At 66.6% G+C, this 18,949-nt stretch carries 12 protein-coding genes; 4 read left to right on the top strand and 8 right to left on the bottom strand.

The features are described 5' to 3' along the window. Window positions 1-2: 2 nt before the first annotated feature. From LXM55_RS21535 to LXM55_RS21505, 7 genes are all read right to left on the bottom strand, one after another. Complete coding sequence (locus LXM55_RS21535) at window positions 3-1,445, bottom strand: TIGR01777 family oxidoreductase (protein WP_233322237.1); 1,443 nt, start codon at window positions 1,443-1,445, stop codon at window positions 3-5. A gap of 15 nt (window positions 1,446-1,460) precedes the next feature. Next, the gene (locus tag LXM55_RS21530; RefSeq protein WP_233322236.1) at window positions 1,461-1,934 is read right to left on the bottom strand and encodes a hypothetical protein; all 474 of its coding nucleotides are present in this window, start codon (window positions 1,932-1,934) and stop codon (window positions 1,461-1,463) included. Between the two features lie 76 nt (window positions 1,935-2,010). Then, entirely contained in the window at window positions 2,011-2,916 is a 906-nt protein-coding gene (locus tag LXM55_RS21525) for an alpha/beta fold hydrolase (RefSeq protein ID WP_233322235.1), read from the bottom strand. A 59-nt stretch (window positions 2,917-2,975) separates the two neighbouring features. Then, window positions 2,976-3,428, bottom strand: a complete 453-nt coding sequence (locus tag LXM55_RS21520) for a hypothetical protein (protein ID WP_233322234.1) — start codon at window positions 3,426-3,428, stop codon at window positions 2,976-2,978. 115 nt (window positions 3,429-3,543) lie between these two features. After that, the gene (locus LXM55_RS21515) at window positions 3,544-4,005 is read right to left on the bottom strand and encodes a cysteine hydrolase family protein (protein WP_233322233.1); all 462 of its coding nucleotides are present in this window, start codon (window positions 4,003-4,005) and stop codon (window positions 3,544-3,546) included. Window positions 4,006-4,061: 56 nt separating this feature from the next. After that, window positions 4,062-4,430: a VOC family protein gene (locus LXM55_RS21510; protein ID WP_233322232.1), complete on the bottom strand. Its 369-nt coding sequence runs from the start codon at window positions 4,428-4,430 to the stop codon at window positions 4,062-4,064. A 148-nt stretch (window positions 4,431-4,578) separates the two neighbouring features. Next, entirely contained in the window at window positions 4,579-5,166 is a 588-nt protein-coding gene (locus tag LXM55_RS21505) for a TetR/AcrR family transcriptional regulator (protein WP_233322231.1), read from the bottom strand. Window positions 5,167-5,300: 134 nt separating this feature from the next. On the opposite strand from LXM55_RS21505, the gene LXM55_RS21500 reads away from it, so the two are divergent. Together LXM55_RS21500 and LXM55_RS21495 are read left to right on the top strand one after the other, a co-directional pair. Beyond that, window positions 5,301-6,473 carry an MFS transporter gene (locus LXM55_RS21500; protein WP_233322230.1) on the top strand — a complete coding sequence of 391 codons (1,173 nt, stop codon included), beginning with the start codon at window positions 5,301-5,303 and terminating at the stop codon, window positions 6,471-6,473. A 75-nt stretch (window positions 6,474-6,548) separates the two neighbouring features. After that, entirely contained in the window at window positions 6,549-7,289 is a 741-nt protein-coding gene (locus LXM55_RS21495) for a thioesterase II family protein (protein WP_233322229.1), read from the top strand. A gap of 106 nt (window positions 7,290-7,395) precedes the next feature. Here the strand turns inward: LXM55_RS21495 and LXM55_RS21490 are convergent, their stop codons facing one another. Then, window positions 7,396-8,364: a siderophore-interacting protein gene (locus LXM55_RS21490; protein ID WP_233322228.1), complete on the bottom strand. Its 969-nt coding sequence runs from the start codon at window positions 8,362-8,364 to the stop codon at window positions 7,396-7,398. A gap of 175 nt (window positions 8,365-8,539) precedes the next feature. Between LXM55_RS21490 and LXM55_RS21485 the strand changes: the two genes are divergently transcribed. Both LXM55_RS21485 and LXM55_RS21480 read left to right on the top strand, forming a co-directional pair. Then, window positions 8,540-17,812 (top strand): non-ribosomal peptide synthetase, encoded by a 9,273-nt coding sequence (locus LXM55_RS21485; protein WP_233322227.1) that lies wholly within the window; start codon window positions 8,540-8,542, stop codon window positions 17,810-17,812. Window positions 17,813-17,882: 70 nt separating this feature from the next. Next, window positions 17,883-18,941 (top strand): TauD/TfdA family dioxygenase, encoded by a 1,059-nt coding sequence (locus LXM55_RS21480; protein WP_233322226.1) that lies wholly within the window; start codon window positions 17,883-17,885, stop codon window positions 18,939-18,941. The last annotated feature ends 8 nt before the right edge of the window (window positions 18,942-18,949 follow it).

Raw genomic sequence — 18,949 nt, 5'->3', positions numbered from 1 at the left:
GCTCAGGTCAGGTCGCGCAGGGCCGCGTCCAGGGTCGGGTAACGGAAGCGGTAGCCGGCCTGCAGCAGGCGCGCGGGCAGCACTTTCTGGCCGTCGAAGAACAACTCGGCCATTTCCCCGGCCAGGGCCCGTACCGGCGCGGCCGGCACATGCAGCCACACCGGGCGCTTGAGCACCTTGCCGGCGGTGGCGGCGAAGGTGCCCTGGCTCACCGCTTCCGGCGCCACCATGTTGTAGGTGCCGGACAGCGACGTGTCGTTGATCGCCCGGGCCATCACCTGCAACACGTCGTCGCGGTGCACCCAGCTCATGATCTGCTGGCCATCGCCCATGCGTCCGCCAAAGCCGAAGTGGAAGGGCAACAGCAGCGGCTTCAGGGCGCCGCCGGGGCCGAACACGATGCCCAGGCGCAGCACCACCTGCCGCACGCCGAAGCGGGTCGCCGGTTCCGCCGAGGATTCCCAGCGCGCGCACAGGTCGGCCATGAAGCCTTCGCCGCGCTCGGCGTTTTCATCCAGGCTCTGGCTGGCGTCGCGCACCCCGTAGAAACCGATGGCCGAAGCCTGGATCCACAGCTCCGGCTTGTGCTGGGCGTGTTGCAGCCAGTTGAGCAGGGCTTCGGTGGTGCCGACCCGGCTGGCCAGCAGTTGCGCCTGGCGCTTGGCCGACCAGCGTGGCCCGGCCACCGGGGCACCGGCCAGGTTGATGATCACGTCGAAGGCTTCGCCGTGGCCGAGCTTGCTCAACGAGCGCAGGCAGCGGGCGCGGCCGTCGAACAGGTAGGCGGCGCGCAGCGGATCGCGGGCCAGCACGCTGACCGTGTGCCCAGCATCCAGCAGTTGGTTGACCAGGGTTTCACCGATAAAGCCGGTGCCGCCGGTGACCAGCACGCGCTTGCCGCGGCCGCCGGCAAAGGGATTGGCGCCCTGGCCCTGGCGTTGCAGGCGCAACGCCGCCAGGCCGTCACGAACCCCCGAGGCCGTCACACCGACGGCGAACAGGCTCAGGGCCCAGCCTTGCCAGCCCAGGTCGATGGGGCTCAAGGCGCTGGGCAGGCGCGACCACTCCAGCAGTTGCAGGCCGTACAGGGCGAAGAACGCCCCGGCATTGATCGCCAGCACAGTGTGCATGATGCGTTCGATGGCCGGCAGCTTGCGGCTGCGGTCCTCGACCACGAAGTCCCACAGGGTCAGGCCGATTTCCAGGGCGAACAGCACCGCGATCACCAGCGCCCAGATGCCCTGGAACGCCAGGTGGGCGATGCCCATGAACAGCACGCCGTAGAAGCACGAGCGCAGGGCATGGATCGCCAGCTCCTTGCGCGCGCCGTGGCGTTGCGGCAGGGCCACGGTGAGTTCGTGATGGTAGATCGTGTCCAGGGCGCCGAGCACGCCCTGGGCGAGCAACAGGGCGATGGCCCACTGCAGGATTGGCAAATCAGCCACGATGGTGAAGTCCTTTTACGAGGGAAGACGGGAATGGCGGGCGTCGTGGCGCTGCAACCACAGAAGCGGCGGCAGCAGCACCAGCAGGGCGAAGCTGTCGATCCACAGGTGCGCGGTCATGTTCATCTGCCAGGACAGCCACATGTCCTGGGGCGCCCACAGCACGATCCCGGCCATCAGCCAGGCCCAGGCCGCGGGTGCGCGCAGGCGGTTGCCCAGGTGCACCAGGCCCAGCAGGTACAGCGAATAGCTTTGCAGGGTGGCGCCGAACAGGCCCAGCCACCAGATCTGCTGGGCCCGGGCCGGTGCGGGCGCGGCGGCGCCCCAGAAGGCCTGTTCGATGCCGCCGAGGTAGTCGTTGAACAGGCCGCTGTGGCCGGCCCAGGTCAGCAGCAGCCCGGCCAGCAAGTGGCCGGCGCCGACGGCGTAGAGCCAGAGCACCAGGGCCCGGCGCAGGCCGGGGCGGGGAGAGGTCGCGGCGGGTAACATTCCATGTCCTGTGGGGGATCAAAGGCGCGAAGTGTACCGATTTTTCCCCCCGCGTGGCGTGCGCCTGTTGCCCTTCTCAAGTGGGCTGGAGCAACTCCAGCAGCGCGTCGAGGGTGGCTTGCGGGGCCTCCTGGGGCAGGTTGTGGCCGACCCCGGGCAGGATCCGGCGTTGATAGGGCCCGCTGAACAGGCCGGTATCGGGGTCGGGCTCAATGGCCGGGCCGACCCCGTCGTCGGCGCCACAAAGGGCGATGGTCGGCACGCGGATGGGCGGTTGCGCCTGCAAGGCCTGCTCGATGCTTTCCAGGCTGGGGTCGCCGGGGGCGTAGCCGAAGCGGTGGCGGTAGGAATGGATCACCACGTCGACAAAGTCCGGGTTGTCGAAGGACGGCGCGGTCAGGCCATAGCACTGCGGCCCTTGCTCCCAGGTCGGCGACCACTGGCGCCACAACAGCTCGCAGAACGCCCGACGGTTGGCCGTCAGCCCGTCCACCCCGCGCGGGGTGTTGAAGTAGTACTGGTACCACAGCCGGTGCTCGGTCTCCGGCGCCCGGGGTTCGCAGGCCCGGGGGATGTCCTGGATGTTGTAGCCGTCGGCGCTCATCAGGCCCTTGACCCGCTGCGGCCACAGCGCGGCGACGATGCACGCGGCGCGCCCGCCCCAGTCGTAGCCGGCGAGGGTGGCCTGGGGGAGCTGCAGCGCGTCCATCAGCTCCAGCAGGTCCCGGGCCAGTGCCGCCTGCTGCCCGGAGCGCATCACCTGCTCACTGACAAAGCGTGTCGGGCCGTAGCCCCGCAGGTAGGGAACGACGACCCGGTAGCCGCGTTCGGCCAGGGGCGGGGCGATCTCGTCGTAGGCCCGCACGTCGTAGGGAAAACCGTGGAGCAGGATCACCGGCTCGCCAGTGGCCGGGCCGTGTGCTTCATAGGCAAGGTGCAGGCTGGGGGTCGTGACCTGATGCAGGGCGGCTGAGCTGGGCATGGCGACTCCGGGTGTGGGGGGCTTGCAACACCCTAGCTCAAAAATCCGTTGCGGCTGATCTACAGCGACTCGTACTGGCCGTCCTGGTCGACGTAGAAGACCTCGCTGAGGTACCAGCGCTGGCCGCTGAAGATCAGGTGGTAGTGGTAATCGGCGGCAAAGCCCTGCTCGGGACTGACCGAGCGGGTTTTCACCCGCGCACGATCGGCTGTTGCGCTGCTGGAAAGGATCTGTTCGTACTGCGTACCGTGGCTGGCCGGGGAACTGAAGGCAATGGGCTGGCCCTGAAAGCCCGGCAGGCAGAACTTGGCCAGCAACCGGGCGTACTCCTGCTGCGCCAGATCCATCGATTCCAAGGGCGCGTTGTCCGCTTGGCGTGCACTGGCCCTGTCGCTCCACTGTTGATAGTCGGCGATGAACTGCCGGACCAGTGCTTCGGGTGAATCGCTGAACGAGGCGCACAAGGCGGGGTTGCTGAACAGCAGGGCAAGCAGGGCGACACATTTTTTCATGGGTGGGGAGTCACTTGCTTTTTTGTAGGCGAACGGCGCGAAGGCGCGGAGTCTAGCGCTGCTTGGCACCTGGCGTATCGATGGCCTCACACTGCCTTCGCCGGCACGCCGACCGCTACAGTTCGTCGCTGCAGGTCAGGTGCTTGAAATGGTGCCGCCACAGGTCGATGCCCAGGCCGCCGCTGCGGTCCAGGGAGGAGCCCACGGTCAGGTCGGTGAGCAGGGTCGGCTGCAGGCCGGCATCGAACAGGGCAAAACCGGCGGCCAGGACACAGGTATCGGTCTGGATGCCACACACCAGCACGCGCTGGGGATTCAGGCTTTTCAGGTGGTCGAGAATCTCCGCCGTCGGTCCGTAGCCGTGCTTGATGAAGACCTTGTCGGCCGCCACCAGGCTCTGGTCGTCCGCCGCCGGTTGCCAGCCCAGTTGCCGGGCAAAGGGCGTGCGGCGTTCATCATGGCGCTCCACGGTGGCCACCGAGGGCATGCGCCCGAGCAAGCGGTTGATGCCCTCCACCAGCCATTGCGGCGGGTTGAAGCAGGGTTGTACGTCGATGATCAGCAGCGCCTGGTGCATGGCGTTGTCCTTGGGGCTGAGGCGAAAAGCCGTTCAGTGTGCCGATAAATGCCGCGTCAGGCGAGAGGCGCCGGCTGGCGCAGGCCCATGCAGTTGCCCCAGGGGTCCTGCACCTGGCAGATCCATTCGCCGCCTTCGATGGCCATCGGCCCGCGATACAGGCGCGCGCCCAGGGCAGTTAGGCGCTGCACTTCGCCGGGCAGGTCGGCGACGTGCCAATACACCACCGTGCCCGCCGGGCCCTGGCCGACCTTGGCGTCGCTGGGGACGATTTCCAGGGACAGGCCATCGAACTGCAAATGGCCGAAATCATCCGGCTCATGCACGACCCGACGGGCCTGGGGAAAGGCCTGGGCGTACCACAAGGTGGCGGCGCGCCAGTCGGCGGCGTGGATCATCACGGCAATAATCGGCGAATCGGGCATGGGGCGACTTCTATGGCTATCAGGCACAAAGGGCAGGGGCCCCGGTCGGCACCGGGGCCGGGCGCAAGGTTGCCAGAGGCTCTTGTCGCCATTCAAGCGTCGTTCGAGCACGCGCGCGGTGCGGATCAGCACCGGCGGCAAGCGCCGTTCAGTGCCCCGGCCGCAGCCCGCGCAGCAGCAGTTCAAGCCCCAGCAGGGAGGCTTGCAGGCGTTGCTCGCCGGGTTCGGCGGCGGCAATCCACAGCGCCGCGTCCACCAGGCTGCCGTTGATCAGGCGCGCCAGGGCATGGCTCGGCGCGGGCTCGATCAGCCCGGCGGCGCTCAGGGCCTGCAAGCGTTGGCTCAGGGAGTCGATGCAATGCTCCTGCGCCGGCCGCCGCTCCCCCAGCACGGCCCGGGCATCCTGCAGGACGATGCGCTGGATCTCCGTTTCCTGGGCCATCTCCAGGTAGGCCCGGCAGCGCTGGGCAAAGCCGTGCCACGGGTCGTCGGTTGCAACGGAGATGGCCTCCAGGCGCTCATCCATTTCACTGTCGACCTGCTCTACCACCGCCGCCAGCAGCCCCTGCTTGTCACCGAAGTGGTGATACAGCGCGCCCCGGGTCAGCCCGGCTTCGGCGGTCAGGTCGTCCATCGAGGTCCGGGCATAGCCCAGCCGGGCAAAGGCCTGGCGTGCGCTGGCAATCAGCTTGGCGCGGGTTTCTTCGATCATCTCGGCGCGGGGACGGCTGCTCATGAACACGCTTCTCCAACAAATGATGGGTTGACATACGGGGCGTATGTTTACATGCTTTTTAACATACGCGGCGTATGTATTTCTACTGCGCGAGCACTGTGTGGCAAGTTGCAACCCCCAAGGAGTCGTTGTAAATGGCAAACCCCTACCGCGAATTGTTCAATGCCCCTGGCAGCCGGGCCTTCGTCCTGGCCGGGATGGTGGCGCGCATGCCGATCTCCATGACCGGCATCGGCCTGATCACCATGCTCGCGCAATTGCACAACGGCTACGCCCTGGCCGGCTCGGTGGCGGCGACCTTCGCCCTGGCCACGGCGTTCTGCGCGCCCCAGGTTTCGCGCCTGGTGGACCGCTATGGCCAGGGCCGGGTCTTGCCCCTGGCCGCGGGCCTGGGGGGCGGGGCCCTGTTGGCCCTGCTGCTGTGCACGCGCCTGCAAGCGCCGCACTGGACCCTGTTCATCTGCGCCGCCCTGGCCGGGTGCATGCCGAGCATGTCGGCCATGGTCCGTGCCCGCTGGACCGAGCTGTACCGCGGCCAGCCGCAGTTGCAGACCGCCTACGCCCTGGAATCGGTGCTCGACGAAGTCTGCTTCATCGTCGGCCCACCGTTGTCGGTGGGCCTCAGTGTCGGGCTGTTCGCCGAAGCCGGGCCGCTGGCCGCGCTGTTGCTGCTGGTGCTGGGGGTTAGCGTGTTCGTCATGCAGAAACGCACCGAGCCGCCGGTGCATCCCCAGGCCGAAGGGCACGCTGGTTCGATCATCCGTTCGGTGGAAATCCGCCTGCTGCTGTTGCTGATGACGGCCATGGGCACCATCGTCGGCGTGGTGGATGTGGTCAGCGTGGCCTTCGCCCAGCAGCAGGGGCAGCCGGCGGCGGCGAGCATCGTGCTCTCGGTGTACGCCATCGGCTCGTGCCTGGCGGGCATTGCCTTCGGCGCCCTGAAACTGGCCACGCCCTTGCCCCGGCTGTTCATGTACGGCGGCATCGCCACGGCCCTGGCCACCTTGCCGCTGCTGTGGGCGAGCAACATCTTCGGCCTGTCCCTGGCGGTGTTCGTTGCCGGGCTGTTTTTCTCCCCGACCCTGATCGTCGCCATGGCCCTGGTGGAGCGCAGCGTGCCGCCGGCCAAGCTCACCGAGGGCCTGACCTGGCTGGTCACCGGCCTGAGCATCGGCGTGGCCCTGGGGGCCGCGGGTTCCGGGGCGCTGGTGGATCAGTTCGGCGCCCGCAGCGGCTTCTGGCTGGCCCTGGCTGGCGGCGCGGTGGTGCTGGGAGCGGCGTTGCAGAGCTATCGGCGCATGCGCTGAAGCGACGGGGGGACTAATTTGTCCGCCCCGTGTCGCGTTTTCCTTAACAGTCCATTGTTTGTCGAGGGAATAACCGTGACCCAGTTGAACCTGCTGTGCCTGCCGTATTCCGGCGCCAGCGCCATGGTCTACAGCCGCTGGCGCCGCCAGTTGCCGCCGTGGCTGCACCTGCAACCGGTGGAGTTGCCGGGGCGTGGCAGCCGATACGCCGAGCCGCTGCACACCGACATGCGTGGGCTGGCGCGGCAACTGGCGCTGGAAGTGCGCGCCACGCTGCGTGCCCCCTACGCCTTGTTTGGCCATAGCCTGGGGGCCTTGCTGGCCTGCGAACTGGCCCACGCGTTGCGCGCCCTCGGCTGCCCGGAGCCGGTGGCGCTGTTTGCTTCGGGCACCGCCGCGCCAACCCGGCGCAGTGAATATGACCGGGGCTTTGCCGAGCCCAAGACCGACGCCCAGCTGATCGAGCAATTGCGCACCCTCAACGGCACCCGCGAAGAGGTACTGGCCAATGAGGAACTGATGAGCCTGACCTTGCCGATCCTGCGGGCCGACTTCCTGCTGTGCGGCAGCTTCCGTCCGTTGCAGCGGCCATTGCTCAACTGCCCGGTGCACGTGCTGGGCGGCAAGGCCGACCGCGCCACCGCCGAGCAACTGATCGCCTGGAGCCAGGAGACCCATGGCAGTTTCTCGGTGGACATGCTGGCCGGCGGACACTTCTTCATCCACGAGCACGAAGCCAAGGTGCTGAGCCTGCTCAAGGGCCACCTCGACGTGCAGCGCCGGCGCCACCTGCAACCGGCGGCCGTGATTTCCTGAGGTTCACCGGGTGTGGCCCTTGGCGCAGGCTGCGCACGGGCCACAGGGCCGCAAAGTGCTTCAGGGCGCCGGGGCTGGGCGGTCGCTGCCGTGGCTCGGCGGGGGCTCAACCCAGCGAGCTGCCCAGGCGCCAGTAACCCATCAGGGTCAGGTTGCGGCGTTCCTGGCCACGCTCGTTGATCAGGTGGCGACGGATGCTCATCACCGTCGCCGACTCCCCGGCCACCCAGGCATAGAAGCTGTTGTCCGCCGGCTTGGCGGTTTCCCAGGGGCGTTGTTCGTCGTTGCGCTGGGACACCTTGAGCGGCCGGCGCTCGGTGCTGGCCGCTGGCAGCTCGGCCAGTTCCCGGGCGGCGTGGATCAGGGTTTCTCCATGGCGCGCGCCCAGCAGGTCCCGGGGCAGCCAGTTGATCCGCGCCAGCGGGTGGCAGCGCAGGTCGATGCAATCGCTTTCGTGGGGCACTTCGATGAACGCCTGCACGTCCGGGTGGTCCGGATAGCCCTGCAACTCTTCGAGGATTCCGGCAATCGCCGGCAGCGCGGTTTCATCGCCCATCAGCAGCACTTTGCGAATCCCCGCCGGCGGCAGCCATTCATAACCGCCGGGGTCGCCGCTGTAGGCCTTGTTCGGCACGACCATCTGCAGGCGGTCGCCGGGCCGCGCATGGGTGGCCCAGGCGGAGGCCGGGCCATTGATCCCGTGCAGGACGAAATCCACATCCAGTTCCGCGGGGTGCAGGCGCAGGGCGCGAATGGTGTAGGTGCGCATCGGCGGTTGCTGCTCGGCCGGCAGCTTGCGCCGGGCCGCCTGCCAGTCGCCCGCCACCGGCAGTTGCGGGGGCGTGCCGTCGGCCCCGGGAAACAGCAGCTTGATGCGCTGGTCCGGCGCCAGGGTGCGGGCCTGGGCGATGTCTTCGCCGCTGAACACCAGGCGCAGCATGGACGGGCTGAGTTCGATGCGCTGCTTGAGCTCGACGTTGATCACCCGGTAGCCCCGGGGTTGCTGGGCGCCGGCGCCGACCAGCTTGCGCAAGCCATTGGCCAGTGAGCTGGCCAGGGAAGTGGCTGAGGACATGATCGCGACCTTGTTAAGGAGAAGGTCCTGATTTGACGAGCCGCAAGCGCCGGAATTTACCTTGCAGGGCGCTGCCGCCAGTGCGGCGCGGGTGGTTAATTTTTCCCCTGGCCCATCCGTTTCGTAGGGATAGCCGAGCCAAAGCTCGATACCCAACATGTACGGATGAACCCCGATGAACGCTGAAAAGTCCCTGAAACTTGCTCGCCGGTTTATCGAGCTGCCGCTGGAGAAACGTCGGTTGTTCCTCGACGGGCTGCGAGCGGAAAACATCGACTTTTCGCTGTTTCCGATTCCCGCCGACGTGGCTGTCGAGGACCGCCATGCGCTGTCCTATGCGCAGCGGCGCATGTGGTTCCTCTGGCAGCTGGACCCGCAGAGCGGCGCCTACAACCTGCCGGGCGCGGTGCGCCTGACGGGGGCCTTGAATCGTGCGGCGCTGGAGCAGGCCTTCGCCAGCCTGATCGAGCGTCACGAGACCTTGCGCACGGTGTTCAAGCGCCATGCCGATGACCGCCTGGAGCAGGTGCCGGCAGAGATCGCCCTGGCGGTGGAGTTTCTCGACCTGAGCGCCATCGATGCGCCCGGGCGCGAGCAGGCCGTGGCGGCCGAGGCGCAGCGCCAGTCGCTGCTGCCGTTCGACCTGGGCCGCGGCCCGCTGCTGCGGGTCAAGCTGCTCCAGCTCGATGCGCAGGAGCATGTGCTGCTGCTGACCCTGCACCACATCGTCTCCGATGGCTGGTCGATGAACGTGTTGATCGACGAGTTCATCCGTTGCTATGACGCCTTCGAACGGGGCGAGGCGCCGCAGTTGCCGCCGCTGCCGATCCAGTACCGCGACTACGCCCTGTGGCAGCGCCGCTGGCTGGAGGCCGGGGAGCAGGCGCGGCAGCTGGAGTACTGGCAGGCCCGCCTGGGGGATGAGCACCCGGTGCTGGAGCTGCCCACCGATCATCCGCGCCCGGCGATGCCCAGCTACCGCGGCACCCGCCATGAGTTCGCCATAGAGCCGCAGTTGGCCGAACAGCTGCGGGGCCTGGCCAAGCAGCACAACGTGACCTTGTTCATGCTCTTGCTCGGCGCCTTCAACGTGCTGCTGCACCGTTACACCGGCCAGGGCGATATCCGCGTCGGCGTGCCCATCGCCAACCGCAACCGCGCCGAAGTCGAGGGGCTGATCGGCTTCTTCGTCAACACCCAGGTGCTGCGCACCGAGCTCACCGGCCAGACCCGGGTCAGCGAATTGCTGCAGGCCGTCAAGGAAGCCGCCCTGGGCGCCCAGGCCCACCAGGACCTGCCGTTCGAGCAACTGGTGGAAGCCTTCAAGCTGGAGCGCAGCCTGAGCCATACGCCGCTGTTCCAGGTGATGTACAACCACCAGCCCCAGGTCGCCGACATCAGCCGCGTGCACACCGCGTCGGGGCTGGAACTGGGGCTGGTGGAGTGGCAGAGCCGCACCACCCAGTTCGACCTGACCCTGGACACCTACGAGAAAGGCGGCAAGTTGCACGCGGCCTTCACCTACGCCGACGATCTGTTTGACCCCGGCACCATCGCACGCATGGCGCGCCACTGGAGCGCGTTGCTGCAAGGCATGCTCGCCGATGCCCGGCAGCGCATCGGCGAGCTGCCGATGCTCGATGCCCACGAGCAGCAGACCCTGGTCCACGACTGGAACGCCACCCAGGTGGCGTACCCCACCGGGCTGTGCACGCACCAGTTGATCGAAGCTCAGGCCCGGCGCACCCCCGAGGCCTGCGCCCTGGTGTTCGGCGAACAGCGCATGAGCTACGCCGAACTGGATGCCCGGGCCAACCGGCTGGCGCGCCTGCTGCACGAGCAAGGCGTGGGGCCGGACGTGCTGGTGGGGATCTGCATCGAGCGCTCGATCGAAATGGTCCTGGGCCTGCTGGCGATCCACAAGGCCGGTGGCGCCTATGTCCCGCTGGACCCCGAGTATCCGCCGGAACGCCTGAGCTACATGATCGACGACAGCGGCATCGACCTGTTGCTCAGTCAGGAGACGCTGCTCGGGATGCTGCCCACCGACGCGGTCAGGGTCATCGCCCTGGACCAGCCGCCAGGCTGGCTCGACGCCTACGCGGCCACGCCACTGGAGCGGGTTCTGGACCCGTTGAACCTGGCCTACGTGATCTACACCTCGGGTTCCACCGGCCAGCCCAAGGGCGCCGGCAACAGCCACGCGGCGCTGGTCAACCGCCTGTGCTGGATGCAACAGGCCTACGGCCTGGACGCCAGCGACGCGGTGTTGCAGAAAACCCCGTTCAGTTTCGACGTCTCGGTGTGGGAATTCTTCTGGCCACTGATGACCGGCGCGCGGCTGGTGGTGGCCGCTCCGGGCGCCCACCGGGACCCGGCGCGGCTGATCCAGACCATTACCGAACAACAGATCAGCACCCTGCATTTCGTGCCGTCGATGCTCCAGGCCTTCATCCACGACAGCGGGGTATCCGCCTGCCACAGCCTCAAGCGCATTGTCTGCAGCGGCGAGGCGTTGCCCCTGGATGCCCAGCAACAAGTGTTCGCCCGGCTGCCGAACGCGGGCTTGTACAACCTTTACGGCCCGACCGAGGCGGCCATCGACGTCACCCACTGGACCTGTGTCGATGAAGGCGCGAGCAGCGTGCCGATTGGTCAGCCGATCGCCAACCTGCGCACCCATGTGCTGGATGCGCAACTGCTGCCGGTGCCGGCCGGTGTGGCCGGCGAGCTGTACCTGGGCGGCGCCGGCCTGGCGCGTAGCTACCACCGGCGCCCGGCGCTGACCGCCGAGCGCTTTGTACCTTGCCCTTTCCACCCGGGCGCGCGGCTGTATCGCACCGGCGACCGGGTGCGCCAGCGTGCTGACGGCGTGATCGAATACCTGGGGCGCCTGGACCATCAGGTGAAATTGCGTGGCTTGCGTATTGAGCTGGGTGAGATCGAGGCCCGGCTGATGCAGCACTCGGGGGTGCGCGAGGCGGTGGTGCTGGTGCAGGACGCCAAGCACCTGGTGGCGTATCTGGTGTTGCAAGAGGTGGGGCTTGCCGAGGCGTGGCGCGACGAGCTCAAGGCCTGGCTGGCCGGCAGCTTGCCGGAGTACATGGTGCCCCATCATCTGCTGGCTCTGGATCGCCTGCCAGTGACCGCCAACGGCAAGCTCGACCGCCGAGCCTTGCCGCTGCCAGAGGCGGCGCCGCAACTGACCTACGTGGCACCGGAGAACGCCATGCAGAAGGCCCTGGCGGGGATCTGGTGCGATGTCCTGGGGTTGGACCGGGTAGGTCTGGACGACAACTTCTTCGAGCTTGGCGGTGATTCGATCATCTCGATCCAGGTGGTCAGCCGTGCCCGTCAGGCGGGAATTCGCCTGGCCCCCCGGGACCTGTTCCAGTACCAGAGCGTGCGCAGTCTGGCTCGGGTCGCGGTTCTCGACGATCAGCCGCAGATCGACCAGGGGCCTGTGACCGGCGAGGTGCCGTTGACTCCGGTACAGCATTGGTTCATGGCCCAGGAAGTACCCCGCCGGGGGCACTGGAACCAGTCGTTGCTGCTCGATCCGCGCGAGCATCTGCAGCCGCAGTTGCTGCAGGCGGCGCTGTTGCAGGTGGTCAATCATCACGATGGGTTGCGCCTGCGTTTTGCTCGCGCGCAGCAGGGCTGGCAGCAGGCGTACGCCGAGCCTGCCAGCCACTTCGACTTGTGGCAGTGCCAGGTTGAGGATGATCAGGCGCTGGCGGCGTTGTGTGATGAAGCCCAGCGCAGCCTGGACCTGCAGGCTGGGCCGCTGGTGCGCGCAGTTCTGCTTGCGCGCGAGTCCGGCCGTCAGCAACTGTTGCTGGTGATCCACCACCTGGTGGTGGACGGCGTGTCCTGGCGTGTGCTGCTGGAAGACCTGCAACAGGCCTACCGGCAGTTGGCGGATGCCCGGCCGCTGCAACTGCCGCCCAAGACCAGCGCCTACCAGGCTTGGGCCCGTCGTTTGCAGGCGCATGCCCCGCAGCGCGAGGCCGAGCTGTCGTACTGGCTGGCGCAGCAGGACGGGGTAGGTGACTTGCCCTGTGACAACCCGGTGGGCGAACTGCAGAACCGTCATGGGCGCAAGATCGAGTCGCGCTTGCCAGCGCAGCTGACCCGGCAGCTGCTGCAACAGGCCTCGAGCGCCTATCGCACCCAGGTCAACGACTTGCTGCTGACAGCCCTGGCTCGCGTGCTGTGCCGCTGGACCGGACAGCCTTCGGCCCTGATCCAGCTGGAGGGGCATGGTCGCGAGGACCTGTTCGACGAACTGGATCTGACCCGCACCCTGGGGTGGTTCACCAGCCTGTACCCGGTGCGCTTGCAGCCAGCAGAGCAGGTGGGAGCGGCGATCAAGGGCATCAAGGAGCAATTGCGCGCGATTCCCGGCAAGGGGCTGGGCTACGGCTTGCTGCGCTACCTGGGCAGTCCGGCCCAGCGTCAGGCTCTGGCGTCGTTGCCGGAACCACGGATCACCTTCAACTACCTGGGCCAGTTCGATCGCCAGTTCGACGAGCAGGCGCTATGGACGCCGGCCACTCAGGGCAGCGGCCAGGCCCAGGACCCACAGGCCCCTCTGGCCAACTGGCTGACCCTGGAGGGGCAGGTCTATGGTGGCGAATTGGCTTTGCAATGGGGCTACAGCCAGGAGATGTTCAGCGACGCCAGCGTGCAGCGGCTGGCTGATGACTACCTTGCCGAGTTGCATTCGCTGATCGAGCACTGCTGCGGCCTGGACCAGGCCCAGGCTACGCCCTCGGACTTCCCTCTGGCGCGGATCTCCCAGCAGCAGCTCGACGCGCTGCCGGTGCCCGCGGCCGCCATCGAGGACCTGTACCCGCTGACGCCGATGCAGCAGGGCATGCTCTTTCATACCCTCTACGAACCCCAGGAACAGGCGTACATCAACCAGTTGCGCCTGGACATCCATGGCCTTGATCCGCAGCGCTTCGCCGCTGCCTGGCAGGAGGCCCTCGACCGCCACCCGATCCTGCGCAGCAGCGTGCACTGGGAAGGGCTGGACAGCGCTCATCAATTGGTCAGAAGCCAGGTCAAGGTGCCGTTGCAGGTACTGCAGGCGGCCCCGATGGATCTCGACCTGTTGGCCGAGCAACAGCGCCGCCAGGGATTCGAGCTGCACCGGGCGCCGCTGCTGCGCCTGCTGTTGGTGCCGCTGGCAGACAACAACTGGCACCTGATCTACACCTGTCATCACTTGCTGCTGGATGGCTGGAGCAATGCCAGCCTGCTGGCCGAAGTGATCCAGTTGTACGCCGGCGCCCAGCTGCCGGTTCCGCAGGGCCGCTATCGTGACTACCTGGGCTGGTTACAGGAGCAGCCGGCCCAGGCTGCGCAACAGTTCTGGAGCCAGCGCCTGCAAGCCATGGATTCGCCTACCTTGCTGGCCGACGGGGTGCGCAAGCCGGTATCGGGCAGCGGCCATGGACAGCACCTGGAAGGGTTCGATCAAGCCATGACGCAGCGCCTGGGGAGCTTTGCCCGGCAGCAGAAGGTCACCCTCAACACCTTGCTGCAGGCCGCCTGGGCGTTGTTATTGCAGCGTTACTCGGCGCAGCAGTGCGTGATCTTCGGTGCCACCGTGGCTGGGCGCTCGGCGCCGCTGCCGGGCATCGAGCAGCAGTTGGGATTGTTCATCAACACCTTGCCGATCATTTGTCAGCCCCGCTCGGAGTACAGCGTGGGGCAATGGCTGGAGCAGATGCAGGACCTCAATCTGGGCCTGCGCGAATACGAGCATGTGCCGCTTTACGAGGTCCAGGGCTGGGCCGGGCAGCAGGGCACGCCGTTGTTCGACAGCCTGTTGGTGTTCGAGAACTTCCCGGTCGCTCAGGCTCTCAAGGAGGGGGCGCCGGCAGGGCTGCAGTTCTCCGGTCTGGCCAACCATGAGCAGACCAGCTATCCGCTGACCTTGGGCATCGAGTTGGGCGAGCACCTCAGCCTGGATTTCAGCTATGACCGCAGTCGTTTCAGCGCCGATCAGGTCCAGGGCTTCTGTGCCCAGTTGCGGTATCTGCTGGAACAGTTCATGGCCGATCCCGGCACGGCCCTGGGGGCATTGCAATTGCTCACCGAACCGGCGCGTCAGGACTTGCTGCAGCGCAGCCAGGTGGCCGAGCCGATGGGCCCCCGGGCTTTGCTGGTGCACCAGCGGATCGCGGCGCAGGCTGCGGCCACGCCCGAGGCGCTGGCATTGGTGGTCGACGCCGAACAGCTGGACTACGGCCAGTTGAACGCCCAGGCCAACCGCCTGGCCCACTGCCTGCAAGCCCAGGGGATTGGCCCGGGTGATCGGGTTGGCCTGGCGCTCAAGCGCGGGCCGCAACTGATCGTCAGCCTGTTGGCCGTGCTCAAGAGCGGCGCGGCCTACGTGCCCCTGGATCCGCAATACCCGCAGGAGCGCCTGGCGTTCATGATTGCCGACAGCCGCCTGAGCCTGCTGCTCAGCGACACCGGCTCCTGGGCGGCGAATCTGCTGCCCGACGGCGTGCTGCACTGGGACTTGCCGAGCCTTGCGCAACGCTTGAGCCAATGCTCCAGCGCCGATCCGCAAAACAGGGCCTGCCCGCAAGACCTGGCCTATGTGATCTACACCTCGGGCTCCACCGGTGTGCCCAAGGGCGTGGCGATCGATCATCAAGCCTTGTCGGCGTTCTGCGAGGCGGCGGCGGATTACTCGGCGCTCACCGCTACCGACAAGGTCCTGCAGTTCGCAACATTCAGCTTCGACGGTTTCGTCGAGCAGTGTTACCCGGCCTTGTGCCTCGGCGCGGCGCTGGTAATGCGTGGCGAGGAACCCTGGGCCGTGGAGCAACTGGCTGCGGTGATTGTCAGCCAGGGCGTGACGCTGGCCGACCTGCCGGCGGCTTACTGGCACTTGCTGGCCAAGCAGTGCATGGCCGACGGTATCCGCAACCTGGGGCGCCTGCGCCAGGTGCATGTCGGCGGCGAGGCTATGTCGGTGGAAGGTTTGCGCCTGTGGCATGCCGCAGGCCTCGGGGCCGTGCGCCTGCTCAATACCTACGGTCCGACCGAGGCCACTGTGGTTTCCAGTGTCCACGACTGTCAGGAGCAGGATGCCAGCGAGGTCCATGGCATTCCGATTGGCCAGCCGATCATCGGGCGGGCCCTGCGGATCATCGATGGCGACGCCAATCTGCTGCCCGAAGGGGGGGCAGGGGAGCTGTGCATCGGCTCTTCGTCGAGCCTGGCCCAGGGGTATTTCGATCGCCCCGGGCTGACCGCCGAACGCTTCATTCCGGATCCCTTTGCCACTCGGCCTGGCGCACGTCTGTATCGCAGCGGCGATTTGGCGCGTTACAACCCGCAAGGGGCGATCGAATACACCGGACGCATCGATCATCAGGTGAAGATCCGCGGCTTCCGCATTGAGCTGGGAGAGATCGAGGCGCGCTTGCTGGCTCGTTCGGATGTGCGTGAGGCCGTGGTGCTGGCGGTGCCGGCCGGCAACGGCATGCAACTGGTGGCCTATGTCGTGCCCGGAGATGCCGACAACGGCCTGGGCGACGCCCAGGCGCAAGCCGATCGTTGTGCACTCATCAAGGCCGGGCTCAAGGAAAAGCTGCCGGACTATATGCTGCCGACCCACGTACTGCTGCTGCCGCGCCTGCCGCTCAATCCGAACGGCAAACTGGACCGCAAGGCCTTGCCCAAGCCGGACTTGAGTGCCTTGCAACAAGCGTATGTGGCCCCGCACAGCCAGTTGCAGCAGCAAGTGGCGGCGATCTGGCAGAGCGTGCTCGAGGTTGAGCGAGTCGGCTTGCAGGACAACTTCTTCGCCTTGGGCGGGCACTCGTTGCTGGCCACTCAGGTCATCAGCCGGGTGCGGCATGAACTGGGCTTGCAGGCCGCGCTGCGAACCTTGTTCGATGCGCCCGACCTGCTGGCCTTTGTCGCCGCCCTGAGCGCCGGCGATGCTCCGCCAGCAGCCCCGGCCTTGCGCCGAGTGGATGACTCGCGGCCGCAGCCATTGTCCTTTGCCCAGCAGCGCTTGTGGTTCCTCTGGCAGCTGGAGCCGCAGAGCTCGATGTACAACATTGCCCGGGCCCTGGAACTGCGTGGTGAGCTGGACGTCGACGCGGTGCGGCAAGCCTTCGAGTCGCTGATGCAAAGGCATTCGGTATTGCGTACCACCTACAGCGAGGTCGAGGGCGAGAGCTGGCAGCACGTCCATCGCCAGCTGCCGCTGGCGTTCGCGTTCGATGACCTCAGCCTGTTGCCGCTGGCCGAGCGCGAGGCCATAGCCCGGCAGCAGGTGCAGCAACAGGCCGGGGAGCCTTTCGATCTGATCGCCGGCCCGCCGATGCGGGTGCGCCTGCTGCGGCTGGAGCCGCAACGCTACCTGCTGCTCATGACCCTGCATCACATCGTTGCCGACCATTGGTCGTTCGGCATTCTGCCGGCCGAGTTCGTGAGCCTGTACCACGCTCATCGAACCGCCACTGCCAGCCCGTTGCCGGAGCCGGCCCTGCACTACGTGGACTTCGCCGTCTGGCAGCGGCAATGGCTCGAAGGCGGTGAACTGCAGCGGCAACTGGATTACTGGCGTGATGTCCTGGGCGATGACCATCACCTGACGTGCTTGCCCGCCAGTGCCACGGTGCAGCCAGGAAAGGCAGCGTCACCGTTGTGCGATCTCCACGAATTCGACTTTTCGGCGGCCCAGAGCGAGTCGCTGCGCGCCTTTGCCAGTGCCCAGGGCGTGACCCTGTACATGCTGCTGCTGGCAGGTTTTGCCCTGGTGGTGGGCCAGCGCAGCGACAGTTCACGGGTGCGTCTGGGGACCGATATCGCCAACCGCAATCACGCCGGCGTTGAAGATCTGGTGGGTTTCTTCGTTAACCAACTGGTATTGCAGATAAGTGTCGAGGAACAACAGTGCGTCAGCGACTTGCTGCAGGTGACGCGGAGCACGGTCATCGGGGCCTCGGATCATCAGGATCTGCCTTTCGAGCGCCTGGTGGAGGCGCTCCGGGTGGTCCGGCGCGCCGGTCGCTCGCCGTTGTTCAGCATCAAGTTCATCTACCAGGAAAGCCTTGACCAGCCGTTGTCGATCGACGGCCTGGACGTGCAGCCGGTGGCCGCCGGCAGGGCCGCAGCGGAGCTGGACCTGGTGGCCGAATTCGTCAATGCGCCACAGGGCATCTACCTCGGCCTGAAATGCGATGCCGGGCTCTACACCGCAGCGGACATGGCATGCCTGTTCGAGCAGTTGCAGGCGGTGTTCGAGTTGATGGTGGTCGATACCCAGGCGTCGTTGGCGGCGTTGCTGAGCAAGGCACGGGATATCCAATACCTGCGCGAGCGGGACCAGTTGCAGCAGCGCCAGGCCTTGCTCAAGCAACAGCACCCGATCCAGCGCCGCCGTCCAGGACGCGTGCCGGTCGAGTGAAGCCTGTTATTGAACAATCATGCAGGCGCGTGCGATCGCCGCGCCTGATACCGCGAATCGGAGGTAGGTCATGTCGAAATTCGAGTCTCAAGCCATACCGGCATTGGGCAAAGGACGGCGCAAGAGCTTGAGCCTGGATCAATCCAGCCTGGTGACGTTTACGCCGCTGTTCGAGAACAGCTCGATTCCCCTGCTGTGTACGCCGAACGTTCCTGGAGTGGGCCTGGCGCAGTGGGCCGGGGAAAACCGTGAGCTGCTCCAGGAAAAGCTCGATCGGCACGCGACGTTGTTGTTCCGCGGCTTCGCGGTGCAGGACATCAACGAGTTCAACCAGTGCGTCGATTCGATTTCCGGTGGCGCCCTGGAGTACCTGTTCCGGGCTTCGCCGCGGACCCAGATCACCAAGAAGCTGAATGTCTACAGCTCCACCGACTACCCGGCCGTGGAAAAGATCTTCCCCCACAACGAGCACTCCTATTCCCCGGTATTTCCACTGCATCTGTATTTCTACTGCGACGTGCCATCGCCCACCGGTGGCGAGACGCCGTTCGGCGACACCCGTCACTTGCTGGCGCGGATCGATCCGCAGGTGCGCGAAGAGTTCCAGCGCAAGCGCGTGCTCTACGTACGCAACTACGGCGACGGCATGGGGCTGCCCTGGCAGACCGTGTTCCAGACCGACAACCGCGCCGAGGTCGAGGCCTATTGCGCGAAGATCGGGGTGACTCCTGAATGGAAATCCGGCAACCGCCTGCGCACCCGGCAGCAGGGCCCGGCCATGGTCCGGCATCCGCGTACCGGTGAGAGCGTGTGGTTCAACCACGCGACGTTCTTCAATGCCCTGACCCTGCCCGAGAGCATCCGCGACAGCCTGCTGGCGGAGTTCGCGCCCGAGGACCTGCCGCAAAACACCTTTTTTGGCGACGGCAGCCCGATTCCCGATGACTACATCACCCATCTGCAACAGCTCTATCGCGAGGTGATGGTGGAGTTTCCCTGGGAGAAGGGCGACGTCGTGATGCTCGACAACATCCTCACCTTGCACGCCCGCAACGAATATTCAGGCCCGCGCAAAATACTCACAGCCATGGCCGTCCCGCTGAAAAGCACCGACGTGGCCATAGGTTAAGGACATCA

It is taken from the genome of Pseudomonas sp. Au-Pse12, from assembly GCF_021341665.1.
Taxonomy (GTDB): Bacteria; Pseudomonadota; Gammaproteobacteria; order Pseudomonadales; family Pseudomonadaceae; genus Aquipseudomonas.
The sequence above is the reverse complement of the archived record's forward strand: the minus strand, read 5'-3'. Positions and strand labels throughout refer to the sequence as shown.

Coding starts and splice junctions, on each gene's coding strand:
- LXM55_RS21530 (WP_233322236.1), bottom strand. CDS start 1,934: ATGTTACCCGCCGCGACCTCTCCCCGCCCCGGCCTGCGCCGGGCCCTG.
- LXM55_RS21525 (WP_233322235.1), bottom strand. CDS start 2,916: ATGCCCAGCTCAGCCGCCCTGCATCAGGTCACGACCCCCAGCCTGCAC.
- LXM55_RS21520 (WP_233322234.1), bottom strand. CDS start 3,428: ATGAAAAAATGTGTCGCCCTGCTTGCCCTGCTGTTCAGCAACCCCGCC.
- LXM55_RS21515 (WP_233322233.1), bottom strand. CDS start 4,005: ATGCACCAGGCGCTGCTGATCATCGACGTACAACCCTGCTTCAACCCG.
- LXM55_RS21510 (WP_233322232.1), bottom strand. CDS start 4,430: ATGCCCGATTCGCCGATTATTGCCGTGATGATCCACGCCGCCGACTGG.
- LXM55_RS21505 (WP_233322231.1), bottom strand. CDS start 5,166: ATGAGCAGCCGTCCCCGCGCCGAGATGATCGAAGAAACCCGCGCCAAG.
- LXM55_RS21500 (WP_233322230.1), top strand. CDS start 5,301: ATGGCAAACCCCTACCGCGAATTGTTCAATGCCCCTGGCAGCCGGGCC.
- LXM55_RS21490 (WP_233322228.1), bottom strand. CDS start 8,364: ATGTCCTCAGCCACTTCCCTGGCCAGCTCACTGGCCAATGGCTTGCGC.
- LXM55_RS21485 (WP_233322227.1), top strand. CDS start 8,540: ATGAACGCTGAAAAGTCCCTGAAACTTGCTCGCCGGTTTATCGAGCTG.
- LXM55_RS21480 (WP_233322226.1), top strand. CDS start 17,883: ATGTCGAAATTCGAGTCTCAAGCCATACCGGCATTGGGCAAAGGACGG.